The sequence below is a fragment of the Pseudoroseomonas sp. WGS1072 genome, from assembly GCF_049340465.1.
GTDB lineage: Bacteria > Pseudomonadota > Alphaproteobacteria > Acetobacterales > Acetobacteraceae > Pseudoroseomonas.
Genome location: NZ_JBMPSU010000003.1, coordinates 37,312 through 61,391, shown reverse-complemented (window position 1 = coordinate 61,391; position 24,080 = coordinate 37,312). Strand labels below are relative to the sequence as shown.

At 65.0% G+C, this 24,080-nt stretch carries 30 protein-coding genes and 2 pseudogenes; 22 read left to right on the top strand and 10 right to left on the bottom strand.

The features are described from left to right. Nucleotides 1–652: 652 nt before the first annotated feature. From ACF3NH_RS20235 to ACF3NH_RS20205, 7 genes are all read left to right on the top strand, one after another. A complete protein-coding gene (locus ACF3NH_RS20235) occupies nt 653–1,648 on the top strand; it encodes a site-specific integrase (RefSeq protein WP_422925478.1) in 996 nt (331 codons plus the stop codon). Nucleotides 1,649–1,869: 221 nt separating this feature from the next. Then, nucleotides 1,870–2,358: a hypothetical protein gene (locus ACF3NH_RS20230; RefSeq protein ID WP_422925476.1), complete on the top strand. Its 489-nt coding sequence runs from the start codon at nt 1,870–1,872 to the stop codon at nt 2,356–2,358. After that, complete coding sequence (locus ACF3NH_RS20225; protein ID WP_422925474.1) at nt 2,355–3,140, top strand: segregation and condensation protein A; 786 nt, start codon at nt 2,355–2,357, stop codon at nt 3,138–3,140. The genes ACF3NH_RS20230 and ACF3NH_RS20225 overlap by 4 nt, the downstream gene beginning before the upstream one ends. A 195-nt stretch (nt 3,141–3,335) precedes the next feature. Continuing rightward, nucleotides 3,336–3,782 (top strand): hypothetical protein, encoded by a 447-nt coding sequence (locus tag ACF3NH_RS20220; protein WP_422925472.1) that lies wholly within the window; start codon nt 3,336–3,338, stop codon nt 3,780–3,782. A 479-nt stretch (nt 3,783–4,261) separates the two neighbouring features. Next, a complete protein-coding gene (gene argC, locus ACF3NH_RS20215) occupies nt 4,262–5,239 on the top strand; it encodes an N-acetyl-gamma-glutamyl-phosphate reductase (RefSeq protein WP_422925470.1) in 978 nt (325 codons plus the stop codon). A gap of 433 nt (nt 5,240–5,672) precedes the next feature. After that, a complete protein-coding gene (locus tag ACF3NH_RS20210; RefSeq protein ID WP_422925468.1) occupies nt 5,673–6,080 on the top strand; it encodes a hypothetical protein in 408 nt (135 codons plus the stop codon). After that, nucleotides 5,969–6,649 (top strand): site-specific integrase, encoded by a 681-nt coding sequence (locus tag ACF3NH_RS20205; RefSeq protein ID WP_422925466.1) that lies wholly within the window; start codon nt 5,969–5,971, stop codon nt 6,647–6,649. The genes ACF3NH_RS20210 and ACF3NH_RS20205 overlap by 112 nt, the downstream gene beginning before the upstream one ends. Before the next feature lie 19 nt (nt 6,650–6,668). Here ACF3NH_RS20205 and ACF3NH_RS20200 read toward each other — a convergent pair whose 3' ends face one another. The 3 genes from ACF3NH_RS20200 to ACF3NH_RS20190 form a co-directional block, all read right to left on the bottom strand. Beyond that, entirely contained in the window at nt 6,669–7,361 is a 693-nt protein-coding gene (locus ACF3NH_RS20200) for a hypothetical protein (protein WP_422925464.1), read from the bottom strand. Between the two features lie 246 nt (nt 7,362–7,607). Continuing rightward, entirely contained in the window at nt 7,608–7,772 is a 165-nt protein-coding gene (locus tag ACF3NH_RS20195) for a hypothetical protein (protein WP_422925462.1), read from the bottom strand. 411 nt (nt 7,773–8,183) lie between these two features. Continuing rightward, nucleotides 8,184–8,414, bottom strand: a complete 231-nt coding sequence (locus ACF3NH_RS20190; RefSeq protein ID WP_422925460.1) for a hypothetical protein — start codon at nt 8,412–8,414, stop codon at nt 8,184–8,186. Nucleotides 8,415–8,573: 159 nt separating this feature from the next. Here ACF3NH_RS20190 and ACF3NH_RS20185 point away from each other — a divergent pair, with 159 nt between their 5' ends. Further along, on the top strand, nt 8,574–9,773 hold the full coding sequence (locus tag ACF3NH_RS20185) for an IS256 family transposase (protein ID WP_422925458.1): 1,200 nt from the start codon (nt 8,574–8,576) through the stop codon (nt 9,771–9,773). Between the two features lie 454 nt (nt 9,774–10,227). Continuing rightward, the gene (locus tag ACF3NH_RS20180; protein WP_422925456.1) at nt 10,228–10,512 is read left to right on the top strand and encodes a hypothetical protein; all 285 of its coding nucleotides are present in this window, start codon (nt 10,228–10,230) and stop codon (nt 10,510–10,512) included. Nucleotides 10,513–10,568: 56 nt separating this feature from the next. Here ACF3NH_RS20180 and ACF3NH_RS20175 read toward each other — a convergent pair. The 3 genes from ACF3NH_RS20175 to ACF3NH_RS20165 all read right to left on the bottom strand — a co-directional run bounded on the left by ACF3NH_RS20175 (nt 10,569) and on the right by ACF3NH_RS20165 (nt 13,018). Beyond that, nucleotides 10,569–11,514 (bottom strand): IS630 family transposase gene (locus ACF3NH_RS20175; protein ID WP_198368402.1). Its coding sequence is split into 2 segments (ribosomal slippage): nt 10,569–11,175 and nt 11,174–11,514, totalling 948 coding nucleotides; the frame shifts between segments, so codons are not numbered across the junction. Between the two features lie 162 nt (nt 11,515–11,676). Then, nucleotides 11,677–12,060: a nuclear transport factor 2 family protein gene (locus ACF3NH_RS20170; protein ID WP_422925454.1), complete on the bottom strand. Its 384-nt coding sequence runs from the start codon at nt 12,058–12,060 to the stop codon at nt 11,677–11,679. Nucleotides 12,061–12,388: 328 nt separating this feature from the next. Then, complete coding sequence (locus tag ACF3NH_RS20165; protein ID WP_422925452.1) at nt 12,389–13,018, bottom strand: LysE family translocator; 630 nt, start codon at nt 13,016–13,018, stop codon at nt 12,389–12,391. Between the two features lie 157 nt (nt 13,019–13,175). Here ACF3NH_RS20165 and ACF3NH_RS20160 point away from each other — a divergent pair, with 157 nt between their 5' ends. After that, complete coding sequence (locus ACF3NH_RS20160; protein ID WP_422925450.1) at nt 13,176–13,319, top strand: hypothetical protein; 144 nt, start codon at nt 13,176–13,178, stop codon at nt 13,317–13,319. Between the two features lie 145 nt (nt 13,320–13,464). On the opposite strand, the gene ACF3NH_RS20155 is transcribed toward ACF3NH_RS20160, so the two are convergent. Next, nucleotides 13,465–13,806 carry a phage baseplate assembly protein gene (locus ACF3NH_RS20155; RefSeq protein ID WP_422925448.1) on the bottom strand — a complete coding sequence of 114 codons (342 nt, stop codon included), beginning with the start codon at nt 13,804–13,806 and terminating at the stop codon, nt 13,465–13,467. Between the two features lie 101 nt (nt 13,807–13,907). On the opposite strand from ACF3NH_RS20155, the gene ACF3NH_RS20150 reads away from it, so the two are divergent. The 4 genes from ACF3NH_RS20150 (at nt 13,908) to ACF3NH_RS20135 (ending at nt 15,622) form a co-directional block, all read left to right on the top strand. Continuing rightward, nucleotides 13,908–14,210 carry a type II toxin-antitoxin system HigB family toxin gene (locus tag ACF3NH_RS20150; protein WP_422925446.1) on the top strand — a complete coding sequence of 101 codons (303 nt, stop codon included), beginning with the start codon at nt 13,908–13,910 and terminating at the stop codon, nt 14,208–14,210. Beyond that, the gene (locus tag ACF3NH_RS20145) at nt 14,210–14,581 is read left to right on the top strand and encodes a helix-turn-helix domain-containing protein (RefSeq protein ID WP_422925444.1); all 372 of its coding nucleotides are present in this window, start codon (nt 14,210–14,212) and stop codon (nt 14,579–14,581) included. The genes ACF3NH_RS20150 and ACF3NH_RS20145 overlap by 1 nt, the downstream gene beginning before the upstream one ends. Nucleotides 14,582–14,690: 109 nt before the next feature. After that, on the top strand, nt 14,691–15,002 hold the full coding sequence (locus tag ACF3NH_RS20140; protein ID WP_422925442.1) for a glutathione S-transferase N-terminal domain-containing protein: 312 nt from the start codon (nt 14,691–14,693) through the stop codon (nt 15,000–15,002). Further along, a complete protein-coding gene (locus ACF3NH_RS20135) occupies nt 14,912–15,622 on the top strand; it encodes an IS6 family transposase (RefSeq protein WP_422925440.1) in 711 nt (236 codons plus the stop codon). Before ACF3NH_RS20140 ends, ACF3NH_RS20135 begins: the two co-directional genes overlap by 91 nt. A gap of 162 nt (nt 15,623–15,784) precedes the next feature. Here the strand turns inward: ACF3NH_RS20135 and ACF3NH_RS20130 are convergent, their stop codons facing one another. Beyond that, the gene (locus tag ACF3NH_RS20130) at nt 15,785–16,126 is read right to left on the bottom strand and encodes an ATP-binding protein (protein ID WP_422925438.1); all 342 of its coding nucleotides are present in this window, start codon (nt 16,124–16,126) and stop codon (nt 15,785–15,787) included. Then, the gene (locus ACF3NH_RS20125; protein ID WP_422925693.1) at nt 16,123–16,923 is read right to left on the bottom strand and encodes an ATP-binding protein; all 801 of its coding nucleotides are present in this window, start codon (nt 16,921–16,923) and stop codon (nt 16,123–16,125) included. The genes ACF3NH_RS20130 and ACF3NH_RS20125 overlap by 4 nt, the downstream gene beginning before the upstream one ends. Between ACF3NH_RS20125 and ACF3NH_RS20120 the strand changes: the two genes are divergently transcribed. The 5 genes and pseudogenes from ACF3NH_RS20120 (at nt 16,910) to ACF3NH_RS20100 (ending at nt 19,903) form a co-directional block, all read left to right on the top strand. After that, the gene (locus tag ACF3NH_RS20120) at nt 16,910–17,149 is read left to right on the top strand and encodes a hypothetical protein (protein WP_422925436.1); all 240 of its coding nucleotides are present in this window, start codon (nt 16,910–16,912) and stop codon (nt 17,147–17,149) included. The two genes, ACF3NH_RS20125 and ACF3NH_RS20120, sit on opposite strands and share 14 nt — an antisense overlap. Before the next feature lie 84 nt (nt 17,150–17,233). After that, a protein-coding gene (locus ACF3NH_RS20115; RefSeq protein ID WP_422925434.1) for an IS3 family transposase occupies nt 17,234–18,405 on the top strand; the annotation gives its coding sequence in 2 pieces (ribosomal slippage) (nt 17,234–17,498 and nt 17,498–18,405; 1,173 coding nt in all). A gap of 47 nt (nt 18,406–18,452) precedes the next feature. Continuing rightward, nucleotides 18,453–18,576: pseudogene (locus ACF3NH_RS20110) on the top strand (IS5-like element ISMex42 family transposase); the annotation flags it as partial. 292 nt (nt 18,577–18,868) lie between these two features. After that, entirely contained in the window at nt 18,869–19,579 is a 711-nt protein-coding gene (locus ACF3NH_RS20105; RefSeq protein WP_422925432.1) for an IS6 family transposase, read from the top strand. Between the two features lie 75 nt (nt 19,580–19,654). After that, nucleotides 19,655–19,903: a hypothetical protein gene (locus ACF3NH_RS20100; RefSeq protein ID WP_422925430.1), complete on the top strand. Its 249-nt coding sequence runs from the start codon at nt 19,655–19,657 to the stop codon at nt 19,901–19,903. A gap of 263 nt (nt 19,904–20,166) precedes the next feature. Here ACF3NH_RS20100 and ACF3NH_RS20095 read toward each other — a convergent pair. Continuing rightward, a pseudogene (locus ACF3NH_RS20095) lies at nt 20,167–20,922 on the bottom strand (DDE-type integrase/transposase/recombinase); the annotation flags it as partial. 139 nt (nt 20,923–21,061) lie between these two features. Here ACF3NH_RS20095 and ACF3NH_RS20090 point away from each other — a divergent pair. The 3 genes from ACF3NH_RS20090 (at nt 21,062) to ACF3NH_RS20080 (ending at nt 23,814) form a co-directional block, all read left to right on the top strand. Beyond that, entirely contained in the window at nt 21,062–21,235 is a 174-nt protein-coding gene (locus tag ACF3NH_RS20090) for a hypothetical protein (protein ID WP_422925428.1), read from the top strand. A 185-nt stretch (nt 21,236–21,420) separates the two neighbouring features. Next, nucleotides 21,421–22,554 carry a hypothetical protein gene (locus tag ACF3NH_RS20085; protein WP_422925426.1) on the top strand — a complete coding sequence of 378 codons (1,134 nt, stop codon included), beginning with the start codon at nt 21,421–21,423 and terminating at the stop codon, nt 22,552–22,554. A 144-nt stretch (nt 22,555–22,698) separates the two neighbouring features. Continuing rightward, nucleotides 22,699–23,814 carry an IS110 family RNA-guided transposase gene (locus tag ACF3NH_RS20080; RefSeq protein ID WP_422925424.1) on the top strand — a complete coding sequence of 372 codons (1,116 nt, stop codon included), beginning with the start codon at nt 22,699–22,701 and terminating at the stop codon, nt 23,812–23,814. The last annotated feature ends 266 nt before the right edge of the window (nt 23,815–24,080 follow it).

The window sequence follows — 24,080 nt, the reverse complement described above, 5'->3', positions numbered from 1 at the left end:
GATCTCACCGGCGGTAGAAGGCGAAAGGGACGCCTGGCATACTGGAGGCGCGTCCCTCCAGGAAATGGATGCAGACGCTCGCTTTCAGCACTGTAGGAGGCTGCTGAGCCGCTTCGAGACGGAGGCCGCCAGCGGCACGACAGGTGGCCCGCGCGACGCGTCTGCCGGTGGGGAAGGGGTCTCGACGCGCCAACGGTCCCATTCCAGTGAGCTGGGTCATGAAGATCGTGGCAGGCGAGCAGGCCACAACGTTGACGCAAGGTACCAAGCTCCGATGCCTTCCTCCTGGAGCGGATGGAGGATCTGTTTGCGTTGATCGCCGCTCGCTCCGCGTCCTGCTCCCGTACGGGGTGGTCACTGGCGAGGTTCGATGAGGCCGCAGCCGTCCCGGGCGGCTGCGCGGGCGGGCCAGTTTGCGGTCGCATTGGCGACCCGAGGGAACAGTGGCCTGCGCTGAAGCAACCACTCCTGCAGGCTGTACCTCGGTGAACCGGCCAAACATCCGAGACGAGGTGCTGAAAATCAATGGTTTAGCGGGTGTCCGCGGGCCTCTCACTCGCGATAACGCCTCTTATCGCGAGTAAGCCCGTTAATACCGCTTGCCCAGCCTCCAGACGGCCGGCACATTGGCGCATCGAGGCCGGGGAGCAGCATGGGCGGCGAGATCGCGATCGGCAGCGGGCAGGCGGCGCAATGGGTGGCGGAGCCGACGGAGCAAGGCCTGGCCGCGCTGCTAGCGACCGAGGAGTACCGCCAGCTTTCCTTCGCGCCCGCGACGCAGCGCGCCTACAGCGCCGACTGGAAAGACTTTTTGGCGTTTTGCACTGCGATGGGTTTCGTCGCTCTGCCGGCGACGCCAAAGACCGTCGCCGCTTATCTGGTCACCAGCGCCAAGACGAAATCGCCAGCCACGGTGCGGCGGCGCCTGGCGGCCATCCGGCTGGCGCACCGCCTGGCACACCAGCCGACGCCAACCGACGCGGCCGAGGTGCAGATGGCGCTGAAGGGCACGCGGCGCCGGCATGGCCGCCCGGTGCAACCGGCCGCGGCCATCCGCCTGACGGAATTGCGCCGGCTGCTGTCGACCTGCAGGGAGGATGCGACCGGACGGCGGGACCGGGCGCTGTTGCTGCTGGGCTTCGCCGGGGCGCTGCGACGTTCGGAGTTGGTGGCGCTGGACGTGACGGATTTGACGCACACGACGGACGGCCTGCGGCTGCGCATCCGGCGCAGCAAAACCGACACGGCGGCGGAGGGGGTGGAGCTGGGCATCCCACGCGGGCGGAACCCGCTGACCTGCCCGGTGCGGGCGGTGGAAGCCTGGCTGTCCACGTTGAAGCACCGCACCGGGCCGCTGTTCCGTGCCGTGCACCAGACCGGCGCCATCGGGCGGGAACGGCTGCACGCGGATTCGGTGCGCTTCATCCTCCAAGCCCATGCCAGGAAGGCCGGGCTGCCGGTGACCGGCCCCAAGCGCATCACCGCGCATGGCCTGCGCGCCGGCTTCATCACCGAGGCGTATGACCGTGGCCTGCGCGACCGCGACATCATGCAGCACAGCCGGCACCGGGACCTCAAGACGATGCACGGCTATGTCCGCCTGGCCCGGCTGCTGACCGACAGCCCAGCGGGCGAAGTCGGGTTGTGAGCAGCTTCCGGTTCCCGTGGGAGGACAAGGCTGCCCCGCCCGCGCCGGCGCCAAACCCTCCGGCTCCTGGCCCGAAGCCCCGCCCGGGGCGGCCGAAGGGACTGGGCCGCGCCGGGGCGATGCTGGCCCGGCAACCACCGGTGGAGCCGGCGGCGGACACGGCGGCACGCCATACGGAATGGTTGGCCTGCCGCCTGGATGTCTCGGGGTCGGAGGACGCATTGCGCGCCTTCGCTATGGCGGCAGCCGGAGCCGGGGTGACGCCCTGGGCGCGCGATTTCGCCGCCGAGGAAGAGGATGTGTTCCACCTGCTGGCGGCACGCGCGCCCCAGGACGGGCGGCTGTCGCTGGAGGCCTGCCGCATCTTCGCCGCGCAGTTCCGGGAGCGCTTGCAGGACCACCACGATCGCGCCCTGGCCGGCCTCGGCCACAGCTGCGCCTGCCCGTTCGACCTGCAGGCGCTGCTACCGGTGCCGGCGCCGATCCTTGGCCTGGGCGCGCGGCATCCGGACGCGGCACGCTGGCTGGCGGCGCATTGGGGCACAACGGAACTCCGCAAATCCATGCTGCATCCCGGCAAGGCGCGGCAGCGCCCGCCGGCCACGCTGCGCTACAGCTTCTTCGCCGCCGATACGCTGCCGCGGGCGGCGGTGCGGCGCCTGGCGAGGGCCTGGCCGCGACTGGCGCTGGACCTGGGCGGCGCCGGGTGACACCAGCGGCGGAGGTGCAAGGCGCCACGCTGGTCGTCCACCTGGAGGGCTATGACGGGCCGATCGACCTGCTGCTGGAGCTGGCGCGGGCGCAGAAGGTGGACCTGGCCCGGCTGTCGCTGCGCGATTTGATCGACCAGTACCTGGCGGCGGTGGACGCGCATCGCGGCGTGGCATCGCTGGCCGAACGCAGCGAGTGGCTGATCGCCGCCAGCCGGCTGGTGTTGCTGAAATCCCGGCTGCTGGTGCAGGCGGAGGACGCGCCCGCGCCGGCCGACGCGGACCGCCTGCTGGAGGAGCTGGCCCGCGCCGCGCAGCGGCAGCACGCGCGGGCGCTGGCGGCATGGCTGGAGGCGCGGCCGCAACTCGGCCACGACATCTTCGCCCGCGGCCGGCCGGACGCGCCGCGGCAGGCGGGCTACCAGGGCGATATCCTCGACCTGCTGCTGGCGTGTTTCGACCTGCTGGAACCGCCCCGCCCGGCCGCCCCGCCGCCGCGCTACACGCCGCCGAGCCTGGATGTCTGGACCCTGGCCGAGGCGCTGCAGCACTTGCAGGCGCAGTTGTCTCAGCACCCGGCCGGCGGCGCGCTGCAGCACTTCGTCCCGACGCGGGAGAGCGGCGAAGCCGGCGGCCTGCGCCGCCGTTCGGGCGTGGCCAGCACCTTCCTGGCGGGGTTGGAACTCGCCAGGCAGGGCAGGGTGGTGTTGCAGCAGCAGGAGAATTTCGGCGCCCTGCTGGTGCGGCTCAGCGCGGACGCGGGCGTCCCGGCGGCGATGTAGGCGGCGGGGGTGCGTCCGATAATCCTTCTTTGCGGACGGAATGGAGGGGCGCGGTGTTAGAAGTGACGGCGTGACCGGTCTCACCCGTGGACAGCCCTGCACACTTGCCCCAAAAGGAGCCGACCCCACTTTGTTGGCGATGCCGTGACGAGTGGATCTGATTCCCCGGCCAGCGACAAGCCGCTTGAGGTCCAAATGGACATGCCAGTTGAGGCGGTCCTGCCGGCCGCCCAACCAAATGCGACGGGATGCGCGTTTCCAGCCCTTGTGCTGATGACCTACCTCATCTTGCCTGTGGCAGGCGGCCTGCTTGGCGTGATCACTGGAATCAGGACGTCGATTATCTTCCTGCTTGTGCCGGGAGGTTTGGCCGCGTGGGCAGGGTGGGTCATGGCCGACAAGCCCGCCTGGCCTACGCCGCTGCTCAGACCGAGGTGGATCTATGTGGGTATCCTGGGCTGTTGGACAATTCTGCTGGTCAGCATCGCCGCCCTCCTCATCGATTACCTGGCGTCACCTGGCGGACTAGGGGCCGTGTTCATACTCTTCGCGTTGACGCCGGTGATGCAGTTCCCACTCTTCCGGTGCGGCATCCGTACCAAGATTGCGTGGGCATCGTCCTGTCATCGGCCGATCCGGTGACATCTGTCCTCACGACATGCTGCTCCACGGTTCGGCTGGGCCGATGTCGCTAAGGTGAGACACACCAGGAGCACCACACCGACAGTACAGGGGGGATAGGAGCACCTCATCCTTGCACCTTCGCGCGGCGCTCCGTCCGTCCGGCGGTCCTTATTTTCGGACGGAATGTGAGGTTAGGGAGTGCCTCGAGACCCCGAGCAACCCTGGCAGGGCACAGCTACGGACCCTCGTTGACAGATGTTCAGATTGACAACTACCGTGATGTCCCATGAGTGGCCTTCACCTCCGCCCCGCAAACCGACGCCGTCGCTGCTTCTCAGCGGCGGCTTCCGTGGCTGCGTGCAGACAGGCCCCTCCCCGGTGAGGTCCGCTCCCTAGCGGTCCACCCCCGAGGCGGCATCAGCCCGCATCTCCGAACCCCCGCAGCCCTAGGCTTCGGGGGCTTTTCTTTGCCCTTACTCCAGCAGCAGGACATCACCATGAGCATTCGCGTCGGTATTGTCGGCATCAGCGGTTTCGGCGGCGGCGAGGCGATGCGCCTGATCGCAAGCCACCCGTCTTTCGAACTCGTCTACGCTGCGGGCGAAGGCAGTGCCGGCAGCCGTTTGGTGGACCGCTTCCCCGGGGTGCCGGCGAAGCTGGCCGAGCTGGTGATCGAGAAGTGGGACCCCGCGACCCTGCCGAAGCTTGACGTCCTGTTCGCGTCGCTGCCCACGGGCACCTCGGCTGAGGCGCTGGCGCGCGTCCCCAAGGACGTGAAGATCGTCGATATCGGCGGCGACCACCGCTACGTCGATGGTTGGGCGTATGGCTTGGCCGATGTCTGGCCAGCCCAGATCGAGGGTCACAGCCGCGTTGCCAACCCCGGCTGCTTCCCCGCCGCGACGCTGACCGCGCTAGCGCCCCTGCTGGCCAACAAGCTGATCGAGCCGGAAAACATCATCATCGACGCCAAGACCGGCATCTCCGGCGCCGGCCGGGGCGGCGCCGACAGCCGGTTTAGCTATGCCGAGAGCAACGAGAACCTGGTGCCCTACGGTCTGCTCAAGCACACCCACATGCCCGAGATGGCCAGGACGATCGAGCGGCTGAGCGGCGGCAGCGCGTCCGGGCTGGTGTTCACGCCACACTTGGTGCCGATGACCCGTGGCGTACTCGTCACCATCTACTGCCGTGGCCGCGCCACCACGGAGCAATGCCTGGACGCGGCCCGGACCTTCTACGCCGGCCGGGCGTTCGTCCGCGTGACCGACAAGCCGCCGCAGACCAAATGGGCAACCGGTTCCAACCTCGCCTTCGTCAGCTACGCGGCCGATCCAGAGCGCAACCTGGTGATCGCGATGGGCGTGGTCGACAATCTCGGCAAGGGAGCGGCCGGCCATGCAGTACAGAATGCGAACCTGATCTTTGGCCTTCCAGAAACTGCGGGGCTGGACGGCGTGCCTGTTTGGCCATGAGATGCGTCAGGTCTGCAAACCACCCATAGTGGCGTTCGCTATCGGCGGGCACCTACTCCGTCCGAAGGCAGGCATTTTCGGACGGAATACGTTCGTGCTGCACTGATCTAATCCTCTAAGCTGGTCGGCAAATGGAGGAGGATTCAGTGAAGAGGGCGGGCAGAGACGGTGTTCAGGTTGAAATTCCTCCTGAGCACATCGGAAGGGAAGGCCGAGATGGTCGCATGGTAGCCATTCCTCCTGGTCACCTAGGACGCGAAGGCAGCGATGGCCGCATAGTAGCCATCCCGCCTGGTCGTCTCGGCCATGAGGGACCAAACGGCCGGATTAAGCTGGTCTGAGGCACACTACCGAATGACTGGCTGCGTCCTCTCCACCTCCCTGCTGGGCGACCTGAACCTGCCGGCGGATACGGGCCCAGCGGCGGTGCTGCATGCCCTCTCCGTATGCCACCCGGGCACGGGGGGAGGGGAGTCGGCGGGCCTATCGCAGCGCCTGGCGCGGCTATGCGGCCTGGTGCACCAGTCTCGGCCGCGAACCGCTCGGCGCCGATCCCGACACCGTTGCGATGTACGCCGTGCGCTTGGCCGATGACGGCCGCTCCGTCGCCACCCTCCGCGTGCATCTGGCCGCCATCCAGGCAGCCCACCGGCTGGCTGGCCTGGCGTTGGATCTCGGCGATGCCCGCCTGCGCATGGTGCTGGAAGGCATCACCCGCAGCACCGGCACATGGCCACGCCGCCAGGCCCCGCCGCCACGCCGGATCTGCTGCGCAAGATGCTGGCAACCCGGCCGGCGGCCGACACGCCGCTCGGTGCCCGCGACCGCGCGCTGCTGCTGATCGGCTTCGGGGCGGCGCTACGCCGCGCCGAGCTGGTTGGCCTGGCGCTGGGCGACGTGGTGGCCGTGGCGGGGAAGGGGCTCCAGGTGACCATCCGTCGCTCCAAGACCGACCCGCATGGCGCCGGCCAGCTGGTCGCCATCTGGGCCAACCCGGCCGAGCCGTCCTGCTGCCCGCTGGCGGCGTGGCAGGCCTGGATGGGCTTCCGGCGGGAAGCTGCGGACTTTTGCGGCGGCGCCTCGGATGCGGAGCTGCCGCTGTTCGTTGGGCTGAGCAAGGCAGGCCGCGCCAGCGGCCTCCAGCTGTCCGACAAGGCGGTCTGGCGCCTGGTGCGCGTGGCGGCCCAGGACGCCGGGCTGGAAGGCTGGGAGCGCTTCTCCGGCCATTCCCTGCGGGCCGGGCTGGCGACGGCCGCCGGCGAGGCGGGGGCGGATCTGGCGCAGGTCATGCGGCAGACCCGGCACCGCTCGGCCGAGGTGGCCATGGGCTACCTGCGGCCAGCGGAGATCTGGCGCCAGAATCCGACCAAGCGGATCTGGGATCGGCAGCCATCCGTTCCAACGGATTGAACTCTATGGGAGTCGGCGCCTATGACCAGAACTGGGTGCTAAAGTTATTGAGACCGCGTGTATGCGGGTCGGTCTTGGCCTGAAACACTTTCGGAATCTTGTTTCTATCACGACCTGATTTGAGATATTCCCGGACAGCATAAAGCGATAATCGCGTTAGTTGTTCCCAGCTCAGAGAGAGCTGATACTGCAACTCTGGCTCCTGCTTGGCGGCGCTCGGCTTCCGCTTCGGAACTGGTGCGGTATAATCAGGACGTGCCTCGACATCATGGACAAACGTGATGCAGCCCCTTTTCCATTCTTCGTCGACGGTTGAGCGCCATTGGTAGCTCACCATCACGCGTAGGTGCTTCGCAAAATAAGAAGGTCGACCGATGTCATCGTCGACGAAGAAGAGTTGCCCTTCCTTCTCCTGATCTTCCACCCGCTGCTTCATGGTGCCGACTGCAAAATAAAGCTCACTACCTGCCTGTAGAGCGCGGCCTCTCGCCTCATCCCGCTTACGGGGTGACTTGGATCGATTGAATTCTGCTATCGCTTCATAGAAGCTCCTGAGACAGGCAGAAACAAATGGACCGCAGTCTGCGAGGACATGATGCGGAATACAGGATTTTTCTTCACGTATCGATTGATCGATAAACCGATCCAGTTCCCGGTTGTTGACCGCCTTCAGGGCAACCTGGTGGTTCCGAGGGATGTTGATCTCACCCATGCCGCGTCTCCCAGATTCCCGAAGGTGTGCCGACCTTTTCCTAGCCCAACTTCGCAGCCTCATAAATGGACAGGTCGGTCAGGATCACCGGCATGCCTCCCAGCCGTACTTCGACGTAGGGCCCGACAATGCGCGCCGTAGCGCCGGCAAGGAGCCGCTTCTCGACTTGGCGCACCAGCGGTGCCCATGGGCCAAGGGGAGGGGAGGGCTCGGGCTCCCAGACCCCCGGATGATGCCCATCAAGCATCAGCCTTGCCCCCCGGCCAGAAGCGCGCGCAGCCAGGACGCCACGGCGCGCAGATCCGCCTGCAGCTGCCGGTGCTCCTGCAGGCGATCCCGGAACCCTAGGTAGTCGGCCTTTTCGTCCAGGGTCTGGGCGGCCTGGGTCAGCTGCTCGGGCGAAGGGTGCATCAGCTGCACCCTAACCGGCCGGCCGCCGCCGGCTGACCCACACCCCAGCCGATATGGGTGTTCTCGCCGGCGCGAACGCCGGCCCGGGCCGCATCAGCGAAATGCTGCGTGCGACGCGGCCCCCGGTTTGGCACATCCGTCACGCCCATGCGGGCAACGGCCTTGCTCGCCAGGGCCAGGTCGCGCCGCTGTTCTTCGGCCTCATTGCGGCGGTCCTTGCCATGGACCAGATCCCTTATGGCGGTGATGCGGGGGCTAATCGCCTCACACAGTTGCTCCTCTGCATCCCGCTCCTCCTGGCGACCGCCATGGTGATGGGCATTTCACCAGACCATGAGCGCCAGGCACAGATCCTCCGGAATCACTGCTACCTGCTCGATGGTGTGCTCGGCAGGCGGGGTCGTTTGCTGGTCAGCCATCGATCGGCTCCTCCTCGGCCCGGCGCAACGGCGTGTGACACCGCACCATCTGCCGGAAGTTGTCCCTCCGTCCTAGATCGCTGAAGCCCAAACTCAGGTACCAGCTAACGAGTTCATCTGGCGTTCGTGCGCCTTCCCCCTCGTCCGCCACGTCCAGATCTTCATCCACTTCCAGCGTGAGATCCAAAGCGTGTCGTTCGGCAATCTCGATCAGCTGCCTCATCGTGCTCGAGGCAACACCTGCGCCTCTGTCGGCCGGCTGGGAGGTCGTGTCCCGGGTGGTGGTGTAGGAGGTGACCGCTTTTGAGGAGGCGGCCACCGCAATGGTTCTCGGTAGGGTGTGGGTTGTCGAGACCTGTAACCCGAACCTCGGACCACCACGATGACCGATGACAAGATTGCCCTTCGCGAGCTGTTGGAGAAGGGCTCGGACGCCAGCTTCCTGCGGGAGATGATCGGCTTTGCCGCGGAGCGGCTGATGGAACTGGAGGTCGGCGAGGTGACGGGAGCCGCTCATGGCGAGCGCTCCCCGGACCGGCTGGTGCAGCGCAACGGCTATCGCGAGCGGGACTGGCAGACCCGGGCCGGGACGGTGGAGCTGCGGATCCCCCGTCTCCGGCGCGGCTCCTACTTCCCGGCCTTCCTGGAGCCACGCAGGACCGCCGAGAAGGCGCTGACGGCGGTGATCCAGGAGGCCTATGTCCAGGGCATCTCCACGAGATCGGTCGACGACCTGGTTCGCGCCATGGGCCTGGAGGGGGTCTCCAAGAGCCAGGTCAGCCGCCTCTGCGCCGAGATCGACGAGCGGGTGGGCGACTTTCTGGCCCGCCCCATCGAGGGCGACTGGCCCTATCTCTGGCTGGACGCGACCTACGTGAAGGTGCGCGAGGCAGGGCGCATCGTCTCCGTCGCCGTCACCATCGCGGTGGGCGTGAACGCCGACGGACGGCGCGAGGTGCTCGGCATGGCGGTGGGCAGCTCGGAGGCGGAGCCGTTCTGGCTCGACTTCCTGCGCGGCCTCGCCCGCCGCGGCCTCAGGGGCGTGAAGCTCGTCGTCTCCGATGCCCACGAGGGCCTCAAGGCCGCCGTGACGAAGGTGCTCAGGGCCACCTGGCAAAGGTGCCGCGTTCATTTTGCCCGCACTGCGCTGGCGCATGCCGGAAAGGCGCAGCGCCGCATCGTCTCGGCCTGGATCGGCACCGCCTACGCGGAGCCCGATGCGGAGGGTGCCAGGCGGCAGTGGAGAGCGGTGGCCGACCAGTTGCGGCCGAAGGTCCCGAAGCTCGCTGTCCTCATGGATGGCGCCGAGGAGGACGTGCTCGCCTACATGACATTCCCGGCCGCGCACCGGGCGAAGCTGCACTCCACAAACCCCATCGAGCGCCTCAACGGCGAGATCAAGCGCAGGACCGATGTGGTCGGCATATTCCCGAACGAGGCCGCCGTCGTGCGGCTCGTCGGCGCCATTCTGCTGGAACAGTCCGACGAGTGGGCCACCCAGCGGTCGCGCTACATGACGCTGGAGACCGTCGCCGCAGTCAGCGATACTGGTCCCATCAGGCTCTCCGCCGTGCCAGCCTGATCCCGGCTACCCAACCCGCCGGAACCATCGCTCCTACACCACGCGATGGGACACGACCGGTCTGGGATTTTGATTCCGCCAAGATGGACTGATCTCTGTTCAAGATGGCCGCAAGCTAGCTCGACATGAATCGTCATTTCCCAGCCGCGCTGGCGGAGGAAGCCGAATAGAAATAGTGAAAGAGGGCACCTGCTGAGGGTCCCCAAATTAAGATGACTGTAGCAGCACCTGGCTCAGCCAGACGTCGAAGGGATGCACCTTCGTCATGCTGCCCTCCGCTCGCGGGTGGACCGCCAGAGGTGCGTGATCCGCTCGAAGCCCATGGCAGCAGCGACCGCCGGCGACATGTGGCGGGTGCAGCTCTCGACGTCGCCGACCTGTCCATAGGACAGGTCGTTCGCGCCCGGGCCCAGCTGCGCAGGCCACCGATGGTGCGTATCCGCTGGCGCAGGTTGTGCAGCAGGTCGTCCGAGGTGGGCACGCGCACCAGCCGCATCGTCTGCGAGCTGCCGATGCCCGGCAGGCCGTCGCCGCCGACTTCCAGTCGGAAGGTGCTGCCTTGCAGGCTGCGCACCAGAACATCAGGCACCGCGGCGGCATCGGCGCCTATGGTCCAGCCGATGCCGTGGCATTTCACCAGCGCTTCGCCAGCAAGCAGGCGCTCCAGCAGATCTCCGACGCGGGTGACCGGCCTAGACATGAGGCTCTTTCCGCGCGATCGCCGCCTGCCGGTGGTTGAACAGCGTGCGCTCCGGGCAGCTGATCCAGGCCGAGCTGCACTAGAGCATTTTCCATCTACTCCGGCTCATATCCGGCGGCGGTGAAGTAGTTGGCGCATTCTGCTGGTGTGAAGGCATCGAGGAGTTGGCCGATGGTGGCCCAGAGCCCGTCCAGGGTGCGCTCCGCCGCCTTGCGCAGGAGCGCCTTCAGCTTGGAGAAGGCATTCTCGATTGGATTGAAGTCCGGCGAGTAGGGCGGAAGGAACAGCAGGGACGCACCCGTGGCCTCGATAGCCCGGCGGGCCTCGTGGCGCTTATGCGCAGCCAGGTTGTCCAGGATGACGGTGTCGCCGGCGCACAGGGTTGGACAGAGGACCTTCTCGACATAGGCCTGGAAGGCCTGCGCGGTCATGGGCCCATCGAGCAGCATAGGCGCGGTCAGGCCTGTGAGGCGGAGACCGGCGACGAAGGTGGTGGTCTTCCAATGTCCGTGCGGCACGCCTGCACGCAGGCGCTCGCCACGTGGGGCACGGCCCCGCAGTCGCGCCATCTTGGTGCTGGCACCGGTTTCATCGATGAACACCAGGCGATCAGGATGAAAGTCAGGCTGCCGATCGAACCAGGCTTCGCGGGCCGCGGCGATGTCCGGCCGGTCCTGCTCGGCGGCGTGCGCGGTTTTTTTTGAAGGTGATCGCCCGTGCCGCGAAGAAGCGCCAGAGCGTGCCAATCCCCGCCGAGAGGCCGCGCTCGTCATGCAGCCGCTGCTGCATCTCGCGGAGGGTAATGAGGGGCCTGACGGCGACCAGGTCGAGCAGGAAATCGGCCTGCCCATCAAGCTTGGAGCCTCTGGGCTGCCCCTGGCGGCGTGCCGCCGTCTCACCCTCATCCCGCGCTCGCCGTACCCACACAACGGCTGTTGCCACACCCACTCCGAAATGGGCTGCGGCCTGCCGTGCCGACATCCCGCGTGCCGTTGCGTCGAGCACACGCGTCCGGAGATCCTGGCTGTAGGCTCGGGCCATCCTGTCCTCCCTCGCAGGAGGAAAAGCGAATCACATCCCGCCGCAGAAGGGAATCCTCTTCTGAATCGGTGAACGCGGAAACTGCTCTAGGGTGATAGTTTTATCAGCAACGAGCGCTCCTGGCCCAAAGCGGACGGGCTTAACCCGTCCGGATGCAGAGTATCAGGCCACAGGTTCGTGCAATCGCGGCTCTCCCATTTTGAACCAAGCCTTAGAAATCTTCCCTTCTTCGACTTCATAGATACAGACCACGTCGACCTCACCTCGACCTTCGGGAAAGTTCCTCTGCACAGTCTCGTGGTCCACAACCAGGTTGCCGATCACGATGCGGCTTAGCAACATGCCGAACAGGTCCGGCTCCCTGAAGCGCACGATATGCCGCTCTCGGATTGCCGCCGCGTTGCTAGCTAGGAGGATGGAGGGAAAAGCGTAGTACTCGCAGTTGTCAGCCCACCACGGCATGAAGGCGTCAATATCATGCGCGTTGTATGCTTCTAGCTGCATATGAACGGGGTAGGCCAGATCGGTCGGCTGCATGCGGGTCATTGGTTCACCTCAAAACAAAAACCCCGCGACGGGTGTCGCGGGGCGTTTCATGCTCACGGAGAGGCGGCTTTAGGGGGCTGCTTTATCCACCTGCCGCTTTGAACTCTGCGCGTGCAATACCACCGCCGCGGGTCGCGTGGCGTCGGCTTCGCTCACAGAGGGTTCGGCTCTGGATCATGCGGTACCAAGGCTGTCGATCATTGTCGGCATCGTCAAGCGGAATGTCCTCTGACTACCCACCTCAGCCATACCTGATTGGGCTTTCACCCCAGGCGGAGGACGCACCATGCGCGCCGACTTCCGAGCCGACTTTAGCCTGCCGCCGGCGTCATGGTCCCACCTCCGCGGACGGGGACAGCACTAGCAGCAGCGCCGCCGCAAGCATGACCACCCCACCCGCCCGGTTGATCCACAGAGCCGTCGCCGGGCGGCGCAGCATCGGCGCGAGGGCGTGGGCGGCGAGTGCCACGGCCCCGGTCGCTAATAGCTCCAGCCCTGCAAAGGTCGCAGCCAGCCCGGCAAACTGCGGCAGCGTCGGTCTCGCCGGGTCCACGAACTGCGGCAGCACCGCCCCGAAGAATAGGATCGCCTTGGGGTTGGACAGCGCAATCAGCACGCCCCGGCCGAGCCCCATCCCCGTCGCCGGAGTGCCATCCCTGGCCGCAGCAACATCAGCGGGCGCCCACAGTGCCTTGAGGCCGAGCCAAGCTAGGTAGCCCGCCCCGATCCAGCGCAGGGCGGTGAGCCCGTGCGGCACCGCCGCCGGCAGCGCGGCGAGGCCGAGCACGGAAGCGGCCATCAGCGCCACCACGCCGAGCGCGTTGCCCGCTACCACGGGCACGGTCGCGAGGCCGCCACGTTGCAGGGCCTGGCCGAGGATCGCCAGCATCGCCGGTCCCGGCGACAGGACCGCTGCCGCCGCGACGGCGAGGAACAGCGTCCACGTCTCGGCCGTCACGCGGGCCGCACCGCGTCGATCGCCTCGGGCTCTGCCCATCCTGCGTGCCTGGGCGGCGCTGGTCGGCCTGTTCGAGAAGGATGCGACGGCAGCCAGCGGCTGGGTCGCCTTCGCCGGCACCCTGCTCCGGGAGCTGCCCATCACCGTCTCGCTCGGGATGATTTCCTGGGCGCTGACCGACTGGCTCAGCCTGCAGGGCGGCGCCGCCTTCGTGCTGGCGGCGATGCTCGGGCGCTTCGGTCCTGACCGACTGGAGCCGTTCTTTGACAGCTTCCTGGCCCAGCTGGTGCGCAAGCCCTGAGCCCCGGCTTGCGCAATTCCGCAAGTTGACCCGTTCGCATTCATGCGAACGGCAGGCGGGCCATCCAGGCTGTGGAAGCGTGAACCCACCGCCCTGGATGGCCCTGCCGCACCCTCGCCTGGGACACTTCAAGGGCGCGGCGCTCTTAGCGGCAGCGTAGCTTGCCGCGCAAACCCCTGGCGAAGATGCGCAGCGGCGAGGTGCGCAGCAGGACGAAATTGCCGGTGGCTTCCGCCATGTCGGCCGAGGCCTGCGCGAACAGGGTCCGCAGTGTCGGGCGCTGATACCGGTCGATATAGCCGGTGACCACCACGTCGCCGCCGATCAGCACTTGGCAGAGCGTACCGGCGCGGAGGATCGCGGCGTCCATCTCGTCCGGGTAGCGTTCGGTCAGGCTGATGTCGAAATCGGAGAGGATGCGCTCGATGCCGCGGCTGACGCGGATCTCCTGCCAGCCGGACAGGCGCTGCCCATCGACCAGCAGCACCAGCTGCCGTCATCGTGCATGGATGGCTCCAGTGGGAAGGACGCGATTGCGTGTTCCCAAAACGGGAATTACCTCTTGTTCCCGAATTGGGAACGGGCTATATGCTGCTCATGCAGATCATCGCGAAGCGGACGCTGAAGCAGTTTTGGGAACGCCATCCACAGGCCGAGACCCCGCTTCGCGTTTGGTTCGCGCTGGTCAGCAAAGCTGAGTGGAAGACGCCGGCCGAGGTGAAGGCCATGTTCAACTCTGCTGATTTCGTGGCTGACAACCGGGTCATTTTCGACATCGGCGGCAACAAGTTCCGCCTGATCTGCCGGGTGTCCTATGGCTATCAGCGTGTCCTGATCAAATTCGTCGGCACCCACAAGGAATACGACGCCATCAACCCGGAGACTGTGTGATGAACATCCGTCCCATCACCACCGAGGCCGACTACGATTGGGCTCTGGCCGAGGTGGAGCAGTATTTCGACAACGAGCCGGCGCCGGGTACCCCGGAGGCCGATCGGTTCAATGTGCTGTCCGCGCTGATCGAGAACTATGAAGGCCGGCACTGGGCTATTGAGGCCCCCGATCCTATTGAGGCCCTGCGCTTCCGCATGGAGCAGGCTGGCTATACCCAGGCCGATCTGGCCCGACTGCTGGGATCGCGCTCCCGTGCATCAGAAGTCCTGGCCCGGAAGCGCGGCCTCACCATGGAACAGGCGTATAAGCTGTTCAGCGAGTGGAAGATCCCGGCCGAGGTGCTGATCCGACCGTATCACCTGACGTGACAGGGGAGCACTAGGGTGGCAATCCAGTCAGGAAGGGCTGCGAACGGGTGGATTGCGGACTCTCACCAAGTACTGTCCACTTATCCTGATTGCTAAGTTGGGAGCAGCGATGAGAGAACAGCCAGTCCTCTACGGAGCATCCTACAGCGTCTATGTGCGTGCGGTCCGCCTGACCCTTGCCGAGAAGGGCGTGCCCTATACCTTGGTGCCCGTTGATGTATTCGCGCCCGGAGGTCCACCTGCCGAGTATCTGGCGCGCCAGCCGTTCGGCCGGCATTGTCAGCTTGGCGGCCCCTGGCCGGAACGAGGTGCCTGGGACAAGCTGGCAGCATGTCGCCCGACCTCGCCACCTATCCCGGCTACCGCTTCCCAGCCGAGATCATCAGCCACGCCGTCTGGCTCTATCATGTCTTCAGCCTGAGCCTACGGGACGTCGAGCTGATCCTGGCCGAGCGAGGCATCACGGTCACCCACGAGAGCATTCGTCAGTGGTGCCTGAGGTTCGGGGCCGACTTCGCCCGCAAGCTGCGCCGGCGACGGCCGCCGCCGGGCGACACTTGGCACCTGGATGAGGTCTTCCTGCGTATCAATGGCGCGTCGCACTATCTCTGGCGGGCGGTGGACCAGCACGGCGTCGTGCTCGACATCCTGGTGCAAGGTCGGCGGAACGCGACCGCGGCCAAGCGCTTCTTCAAGCGCCTGCGGGCCGGACTGAAGTACAAGCCCAAGCGCCTCGTCACGGATGGCCTGCGAAGCTACGGCGTGGCGCAGCGTGAGGTCCTGCCGGATGTGCGGCACCGGACCAGCCGCTACCTCAACAACCGTGCCGAGAACTCCCATCGGCCAACCCGGCGACGAGAGCGGCAGATGCAACGGTTCAAGTCGCCCGAGCAGGCCCAGCGGTTCCTGTCAGCGCACAGCATGATCTACGGCCACTTCCGCCCACGGCGGCACCTGCTAACTGCGGCCCAGCACCGGCGTGTCCGCGCTGAGGCCTTCCGAGTCTGGCAGCAGGAGACGTGCGCCCAAACGGCAGTGTGAACGTGCAAGCCTCCACGCCCCTCGATCTAGCGCGACCATCGCCACAACAACTTGGCAATGCCCATGAGCGCCCCTCCCGGCATTAATATACCATTGCCGGAAGATATCGCCCGGCGTGTGCGATGATCGGCGGCAGTATCGGGCCTTTGGCGGGTATGTCGCTCAGCTAGTCCGAGATTGCCCACGCAAACACTCGATCGCAGCGGTGATCGCTGCATCATTCGGTTTGGCTGATCCCCATTCCTTCCAAAAATCTCGCGTAGCACTATCGGGCGGGATCTTAGGTATATCCAGTTTGATCCGTGTCGGCAGCAGAACGGCATCACCCAATAACAGTGCCTCACCTGTATCGAGCAACGGCAAGATACTTGTCAGCCCGGCCAAAGAATCCGTAATCAGGCGCTTGATAACACCTTGGTCGGCCTCATTCGTCAGGCGCAACGCCAAGAAATTATTGCACTGGCTGAGGATGGTCCGGCTGATATCCGAAGGGCGCTGGCTCACCACCAGCAGAGAGAAGCCGTATTTCCGGCTTCCTTGGCGATCCGCTCGAATGATCCGAGGGCCTGACGCTGGACGGCATCGGCGTCATCGCAAACCGGAAGATAGAGATGCGCTTTGTCGCACAAAAGCGTAACCGGCGTTCGGGTTTTCCCACCCACCCAAAACTGAACGTCGTAGAGCAGCCGGGAGAGTGTCCCCGTTACGGCAGGAAGAACATCGGCAGCAACTTCAGAAAAGTCGATAACCTTGATGCCCGTGTTGTCGCCAGATTGGATCAGTTTGAGCACCTGGAACGCGAGCCAATCATATTTCATCGCGGCGGGCGGTGGTGCGAACATGAATCCGTAGCGACGATCATCCAGCTTCGCTTCGAGGCGCGATAGGAATCGTGTCAACTTATCTTCCCATTCGTCCTTCACAGGGCCGGTCATTCCAATCCCTTTTGTAGTGTTGTCCGTGTTCAGGAGCTCCACTAACTGCTTTACGTCGTAAGGTATCGGTGAATCGACCGTATATGTTTTCTTGATGTCTGCCTTACCCTCGGCATCGAGCGTCTGTCCTTTTAGAGAACGGACATGCAGCGTGAATCGCGACGCCTGATTGGGCGCGTTCTGGTCGCTGCGATCGAGGATCATCGAAAGCATTTCATCGCGTTTGAGCAACCAGTATGGGAGGAACAACGTGTCGTCGCCCGGATTTTCCAGATCGCCAGGGCCAGCGACACGGAAGCGCGCGGCAAATCCTCCGGCCGCCTTATCGGCCAAGGGTGCGTATTCCCCGTGCATGTCGAACACAATGATGTTCGGAAATTTCAGCTTGGCGGCTCGTTCGAGAATCGACGCGACCGCCCAGCTTTTACACGAGACGCATGATCGCGGCCGGACCGCCGCGAAGGATCAGTTGGCTGGAATGCAGAGCCAGGATCTCGTCGCAGAAGCTCGCCGCTATAATGAAGTCGTCAATCATGAGCACGACGCTGATGCCACGCTGCTGGTTGAGACGCTGGATGGAAACGCCTGTTGAGTCCAGTGCAGGAGCAGTGGCCTGCCCCCTTAAAAGTGGGCCGCCGCTGATGTGAGAATGGCGGGACGCGGAAAGGAGGCGGGGATGGCGAGGAAGCAGCACAAGCCGGAAGAGATCGTGGCCAAACTGCGCCAGGTCGAGGTTCTGGTGGCGCAGGGCAAGACGGTGGCCGAAGGTGCCCGGGTGATCGGGGTGACGGAGGCGACCTACTATCGCTGGCGGTCGGAGTATGGCGGCCTGAAGCTGGACCAGGTGAAGCGCCTGAAGCAGCTGGAGCAGGAAAATGGCCGCCTCCGCAAGGCCGTGGCGGATCTGACGCTGGAGAAGCTGGTGCTGAAGGAAGCCGCGTCGGGAAACTTCTGAGCGCCGCGCGTCGTCGGGCGGCGGTGGGGCATGTCAGGGCGGCGTTGGGCGTCTCGGAACGCTTCGCCTGCCGCGTGCTGGGCCAGCATCGCTCGACGCAGCGGCAGGCGCCGGTTTCCCCGGACGACGAAGCGGCGCTGACGGCGGCGATCCTTGGCTTGGCCCGGCAGTATGGGCGGTACGGCTATCGCCGGATCACGGCCCTGCTGCGGGCGGAGGGCTGGCGCTGCAATCACAAGCGGGTGGGGCGCATCTGGCGCCGTGAGGGACTGAAGGTGCCTGCCCGACAGTCCAAACGCGGACGGCTCTGGCTGAACGACGGTTCCTGCGTGCGGCTGCGCCCTGAACGGCCGAACCATGTCTGGGCCTACGACTTCGTGGAGGACCGGACGCGCGACGGGCGCAAGCTCCGCATGCTGAACGTGGTGGACGAGTTCACCCGCGAATGCCTGGCGATCCGGGTGGCGCGCAAGCTGAACTCCCTCGACGTCATCGACGTGCTGACAGACCTGTTCATCGCCCGCGGCACGCCCGCGCATGTTCGGTCGGACAACGGTCCTGAGCTCGTGGCCAGAGCGGTGAGGGGCTGGATCCACGGCGTGGGCGCGAAGACCGCCTTCATCGAGCCCGGCAGCCCCTGGGAGAACGGCTACGTGGAGAGCTTCAACGGCAAGCTGCGCGATGAGCTGCTGAATGGCGAGGTGTTCAACTCGCTGGCCGAAGCCAAGGTGCTGATTGAGCAGTGGCGGGTGCACTACAACACCGCCCGTCCCCATTCCGCGCTCGGCTACAGACCACCAGCCCCGGAGGTGATCATGCCAGGAAGCGCCAGATCAGCGTCCTATCCCAGTTCCAATGGATCATCGGCACCGCCCCTGCCCATGATCCACTAAAATCTTGCTCGGACCAGTCGATGGGGGCTGGTCAGCAGAGCGTACGGCTGGGCCTGGTCGTCCTCGATGGCAGCAACATCCGTGCGCATCAGAAGGCCGCCGGTGCCGCCAAGATGGGGATCTGGAGCCCGACGTGACGCGCGTGAGGTTTTTGGCCGATCAGGTGGCGGCTAACCGCCTCGTTTCGGTCGGATGCTTGATGTGCTGCGTGTGGCCTGCCCTTGGCGCGATTCAAATGAACGCTACGCCATTGGAATTCGGCTCGACGTCGGGCGAGACGCTCAACCGCCGGCGCACGCGGACGGCTCAGCTCTACCAACGCCCCACGATAGGCGTCCCTGTAAGATGGTCAGCGTATGCAGGCCGTTCGAATAGGTCGTTCCGTCTGGTCCCATGGCGGGCAGGGGCATTGTCACGTCGTTGAGCGCTAGCCGGAATGAGGGGGCTGAGCCAGGCTGGCGGGATGTCAACCGAGCCCGCCACCTATCCCGGCTACCGCTTCCCGGCCGAGGTCATCCACCATGCCGTCTGGCTCTACCACCTGTTCAGCCTGAGCCTGCGTGACATCGAGCTTATTCTGGTCGAGCGGGGCGTGGTGGTCAGCTACGAGAGCATCAGGCGCTGGTGCCTCCGCTTCGGCACGGAGTTCGCGGCAAGGCTGCGCAAGCGGCGGCCGAGGCCGGGCGACACCTGGCACATGGATGAGGTGTACCTGAGGATCAATGGCGAGCTGTTCTACCTCTGGCGCGCGGTGGACCAGCACGGTGTCGTGCTCGACATCCTCGTCCAGGAGCGGCGGAACGCCACGGCCGCCAAGCGTTTCTTCAAGCACCTGCTGGTCGGCCTCAAATACAAGCCGCGCAAGATCATCACGGATGGGCTCCGCAGCTACGGCGTCGCGCAGCGTGAGGTCCTGCCCGGCGTGCGGCATCGGACCAGCCGCTACCTCAACAATCGTGCCGAGAACTCCCACAGGCCGACACGACGGCGAGAACGCCAGATGCAGCGCTTCAAGTCACCTGGGCAAGCCCAGCGGTTCCTCTCGGCACACGCGATGATCTATGGCCATTTCCGTCCACGGCGACACCTGATGACCGCCGAACAGTACCACCGTTCGCGCGACAAGGCCTTCCGGATCTGGCGGCAGGAAACGTGTGTCCAGATGGCGGCGTGACGTCGCGCAAGCTCCGTCCTGAGATCAAACTCGTCTGGCCATCAAACAACGTGACAATGCCCTCTAGGCGCTATGATGGTGATGAAGACGAAGGCGGCGGACGCGATCCCGCATCAGCCAGCCCCGGCGGAGATTATTCCTACGGCGGGGCAAACCTCTGCCTTCACCGGGACCAAAGCCCTGACCGTGAAACTGGACGGCGCCCTATATGCCCGGCTGGTGCAGTTCGCCCATGGTCGGCGCCTTGCTACCGGCAAGCGGACGACCCATCAGGACATCATGGTGGAAGGCCTTCTCACTGTGTTGGAGAAGGCTAGTAAGTAGCTACGTACGCATCTACGTATTTTGAGACCGAGAACACCCCCCCAACCGGCATAGAGGCCAATCATGTACGCGGTAAGTTGGAAGAGGCTGTCAGATGGGGCGGTGGTCCGCACCGAGACCTACGCCCCCCGAGAAGAAGCTCTGACGGAAGCCCAGAAGCCAATCTCAATCTTTCCGGCTCCCGTCGCGGTTGTCGTGACCGATCCTCAAGGGAAGGTGGTTGTCAGAACGGCGGACGATTCCGCGCTGAAGTAGCGTCCGATAATACCCAGCACTTCGCTCTCGATGCGCCCGTTGAAACGCTCCACCATCCCGTTCGTCTGTGGCCTGTAGAGCCGGGTATGGCGGTACTGGGCGCCCAGTTCGGCGCAAGCCTTCTCAAAGGTGGGCGAGAAGCAGCTGCCGTTGTCGGTCAGCATGTGGGTGATCCGAAACGGGAAGGCCTGAGCGGCTTCGCGCAGGAAGGCCACGACACTCTTCGTCGTCATATCGTCCTTGACCGCCAGGTGTACGGAGCGCGAACAGCGGTTGATGGCCACGAAAAGGTAGCGTTTGCGTCGCTCGCCATTGGCCATGCGCAGCATGGGCAGTTGTTTGATGTCGAGGTGAATGAAGCCGAGATCGTAGTCTTGGAACTTTCCGGCGCCCCTGGACCGGCGTTCCGAGGTCGTAGAACGCCGCTGGTTGAGCCCTTCAGCCTTGAGGATGCGCCAGATGCTGTCGCGGTTCAGATGCGGCAGGAAGTGCGTGACGACGAAGGTCAGGTCGCCGAGGGCGAAGTTGGTGCTCTGGCGTAGCGCGCAGGCCACCGCGCGCTCTTCGGCGGTGGCCTTCCACGGCAGGCGGTGAGGCTTGGCGGAGCGATCCAGGCAGTCAGCAACGCCTCGCTTGCGCCACTTGCGGATGGTCTCGGTGCTGATCCCGTAGCGCCGGGCCAGTAGGCCGGAAGGCTCGGAGGAGCGGGCGATCTCGGCGCGGACGGCTGGGGTGGCGCGGGCATTCGGATGGATCTGGTGCATGGCTCATCTCGGTCCCAGGACAGCGCGCGGCAGGCGCTCAAACCGAGGCCGGTATTCTATGATGGCCAGCCCCACCAGCCGGTACCTGAACAATCGTGCCGAGAATTCCCATAGGCCGAACCAACGTCGGGAAAGCGCGATGCAGCGCTTCAAGTCACCCGGGCAAGCCCAGCGGTTCCTGTCGGTGCACGCTATGATCCATGGCCACTTCCGTCCGCGGCGGCATCTGATGGCCGCCGATCAGTACCGGCGTGAGGGCGCCAAAGCCTTTCGGATCTGGCGGCAGGAGACGCGTGCCCAGATGGCGGCGTAAGGTCATGCAAGCTCCGCCGTGCAGTCAAACTCGCCTGGTCACCAAACAACGTGACAATGCCACGACCAAGCATGCCGGTAGCCTGCACCACCAGCAAGCAACGTCGCATCACCGGTTAAGGAATGGATGTTAAGGCCAATCCATTAGGTGTACATTGTCTGACGTGACCGGAAGGCTATCGCCGTATGCGGATTTGTTTCTATTTTAATGGCCAGAAGCACCAAATTTTACATGGAGTTGCAACGGCCTGCGCCTTGTCCTATTACCCGAATACAGAAGTCACTATCGCATCGCCGAACCGGAGCGCTATCATTTATGCGCGTGCGGCTGCGGAGCGGCTTTCCGCAAGCGGGATCCGGTTCAAGGAACTTGATTCGACCCTGCTGTCCTTCGCGCGCCGGCTGACTGGCAAGGAAGTACCCCTCAAGCGCCTGACCCTGGTAGCCTGGTCCTATTGGCTGCAACAATTCCATGCAGTGGCCGTCACCGAACGCACATCAACAGTGTTACGGCACCTGGGACGGCACTGCCCGAAACTGATCCACCTTGACCACGGCGCCGGCGATCGCGCAGCAGGCTTTGATGCTCGCATCCGGCATTTCGACTTCGCCCTCCTAGCTGGCGAGAAGCAAAGGTCTCAGCTTTTACAGCGGGGGCTCATCACCTCCGAGCGATCGGCTGTGGTGGGCTACACAAAGTTCGAAGCGGCCGACGCGCTGCGGCGTCAAGCTTCCAGGCTGTTCACAGAAAACGTGCGGCCGGTCGTTCTTTATAATCCGCACTTCTCAGAACTAGGATCATGGAACGCAATGGGGCAGGAAATCCTGCGGCAGTTTGCTGGGCAGGATGCCTACAATCTGATCGTCGCGCCTCATGTCAGGGCCCTTGATAGCCGTCGCTCGGCCCAGGCATGGCATTCACTTGCCGACGTCTATGCACGGCATCCGGCAATTCACGTTGATCTTGCGAGCGATTACTGCCTCGACATGACCTACACGAATCAGGCTGATGTGTATCTCGGAGATGTCAGCAGCCAGGTTTATGAGTTTCTCCGCAAGACACGACCATGCCTGTTTTTAAACCCGCACCGATTGAGCTGGCGGTCCGATCCGCATTACGCCCATTGGCAGCTTGGCCCAGTCATACAAGAGGCGGATCAGATCATACCAGCGATAGACCATGCTGTCCGTGAGCATTGGCACTACGCGGAGAAGCAAGAACGAGCTTTCCAGGACACGTTCTCTTCCACCCACACCGCGCCCTCGAAGAGAGCTGCGGCAGCCATCATGGCGCACCTTTCCTCGGCAGATTTTCCATAAACTAATCTGACATCAAGACGATACTTGACGATCTGTCTAGACCAGATGTCCGTCTGAGGCGGGGTAGCCCGCCTCGAACTGTGCAGGAATGACGAGGGTTGCGCCGGGTGGGCCGGCGCCTTGCCTCAGCACAGGAGACGGGCCATGGGAGAGCATATCAGTTTTGTTGGGCTGGACGTGCACAAGGCGACGATTGCCGTTTGTGTTGCGGAGGCCGGCCGTGATGGCGAGGTCCGGTTCGTGGGCGAGATCCCGAACGAGCCAGCAGCACTCGACAGGCTGGCGGCTCGGCTCGGCCGGGGCGGCCGGGCATTGCGCTTCGTCTATGAGGCCGGTCCCTGCGGGTACGGAGTGTACCGGCACCTCCGGAGCCGCGACCATGAATGCGTGGTGGTCGCGCCGAACCTGATCCCGCGCAAACCTGGCGATCGGATCAAGACTGACGGGCGGGACGCAACGACGCTCGCCCGGCTGTATCGGGCCGGCGAGCTGACGCCGGTCTGGGTGCCTGAGCCGGAGCATGAGGCCATGCGCGATCTGGTCTGGGCACGTGCCGACATGGTGGAGGCGCTACGCAAGGCACGGCAGCGGCTGATGGGCTTCCTGCTCCGGCACGGGCGGAGCTATGACGGCAAGCGCTGGACCTGGCCGCATCACAAGTGGCCGAGGGGGCAGACTTTCCCGCACCCCGCCCAACAGGTCGCCTGCCAGGAATACCTCGATGCAATGAACGAACTCGAGGCGCGTGTTGAGCGGCTCACCGGCCGCATCCGTGACCTGGTGCCGGCCTGGAGCATGGCGCCGATGGTCGAGGCGCTGCAGGCCATGCGTGGCGTCTCGCTGATCGTCGCCTCGGCCCTGGTGGCTGAAGTCGGCGACATGCGGCGGTTCGACAATCCGCGCCAGCTGATGGCCTATCTCGGCCTTGTGCCATCGGAGCATTCCAGCGGAGCCAAGCGCCGCCAGGGCGCGATCACCAAAGCCGGCAGCCCGCTCGCACGCCGCATGCTGGTCGAGGGTGCCTGGGCCTACCGCCTGCCAGCACGGGTATCCACACAGATGAAGCCCCGCCTGGCCGGATTGCCGCGCGAGGTTCGCAACACAGGCTGGAAGGCACAAGTGCGACTCTGCGCCCGGTATCGGCGCCTCCAAACCACGGGTAAACGGCCCCAGGTCGTCGTGACGGCCATAGCGCGCGAGATGGTGGGATTCGCCTGGGCCATCGGCCGCATGGCCGCACCGCCAACCGTGGCGGCTTGAGGCATCTGTCAAAGAGACAGCAGAGGAGAAGTCGCCAAACAGACGAGACGCTTGGGCGAGGAGGTGGAACGGTCAGGGGAACCCTCGGCAGACACTACGGGGAGGCTTCGTACCGATCCCCGCCACTAGACAGCGGCAGCCCCGCGACGATCAAGGTCATGCGGTACCCAACCCGCGCATCAGAGTTGGATCAACCGTCGCTCGTCATCCGCCTCCTCACCCGAACGCCTTTGCATTGAGAGCAATGCCTGCACGGCGACTGGTAA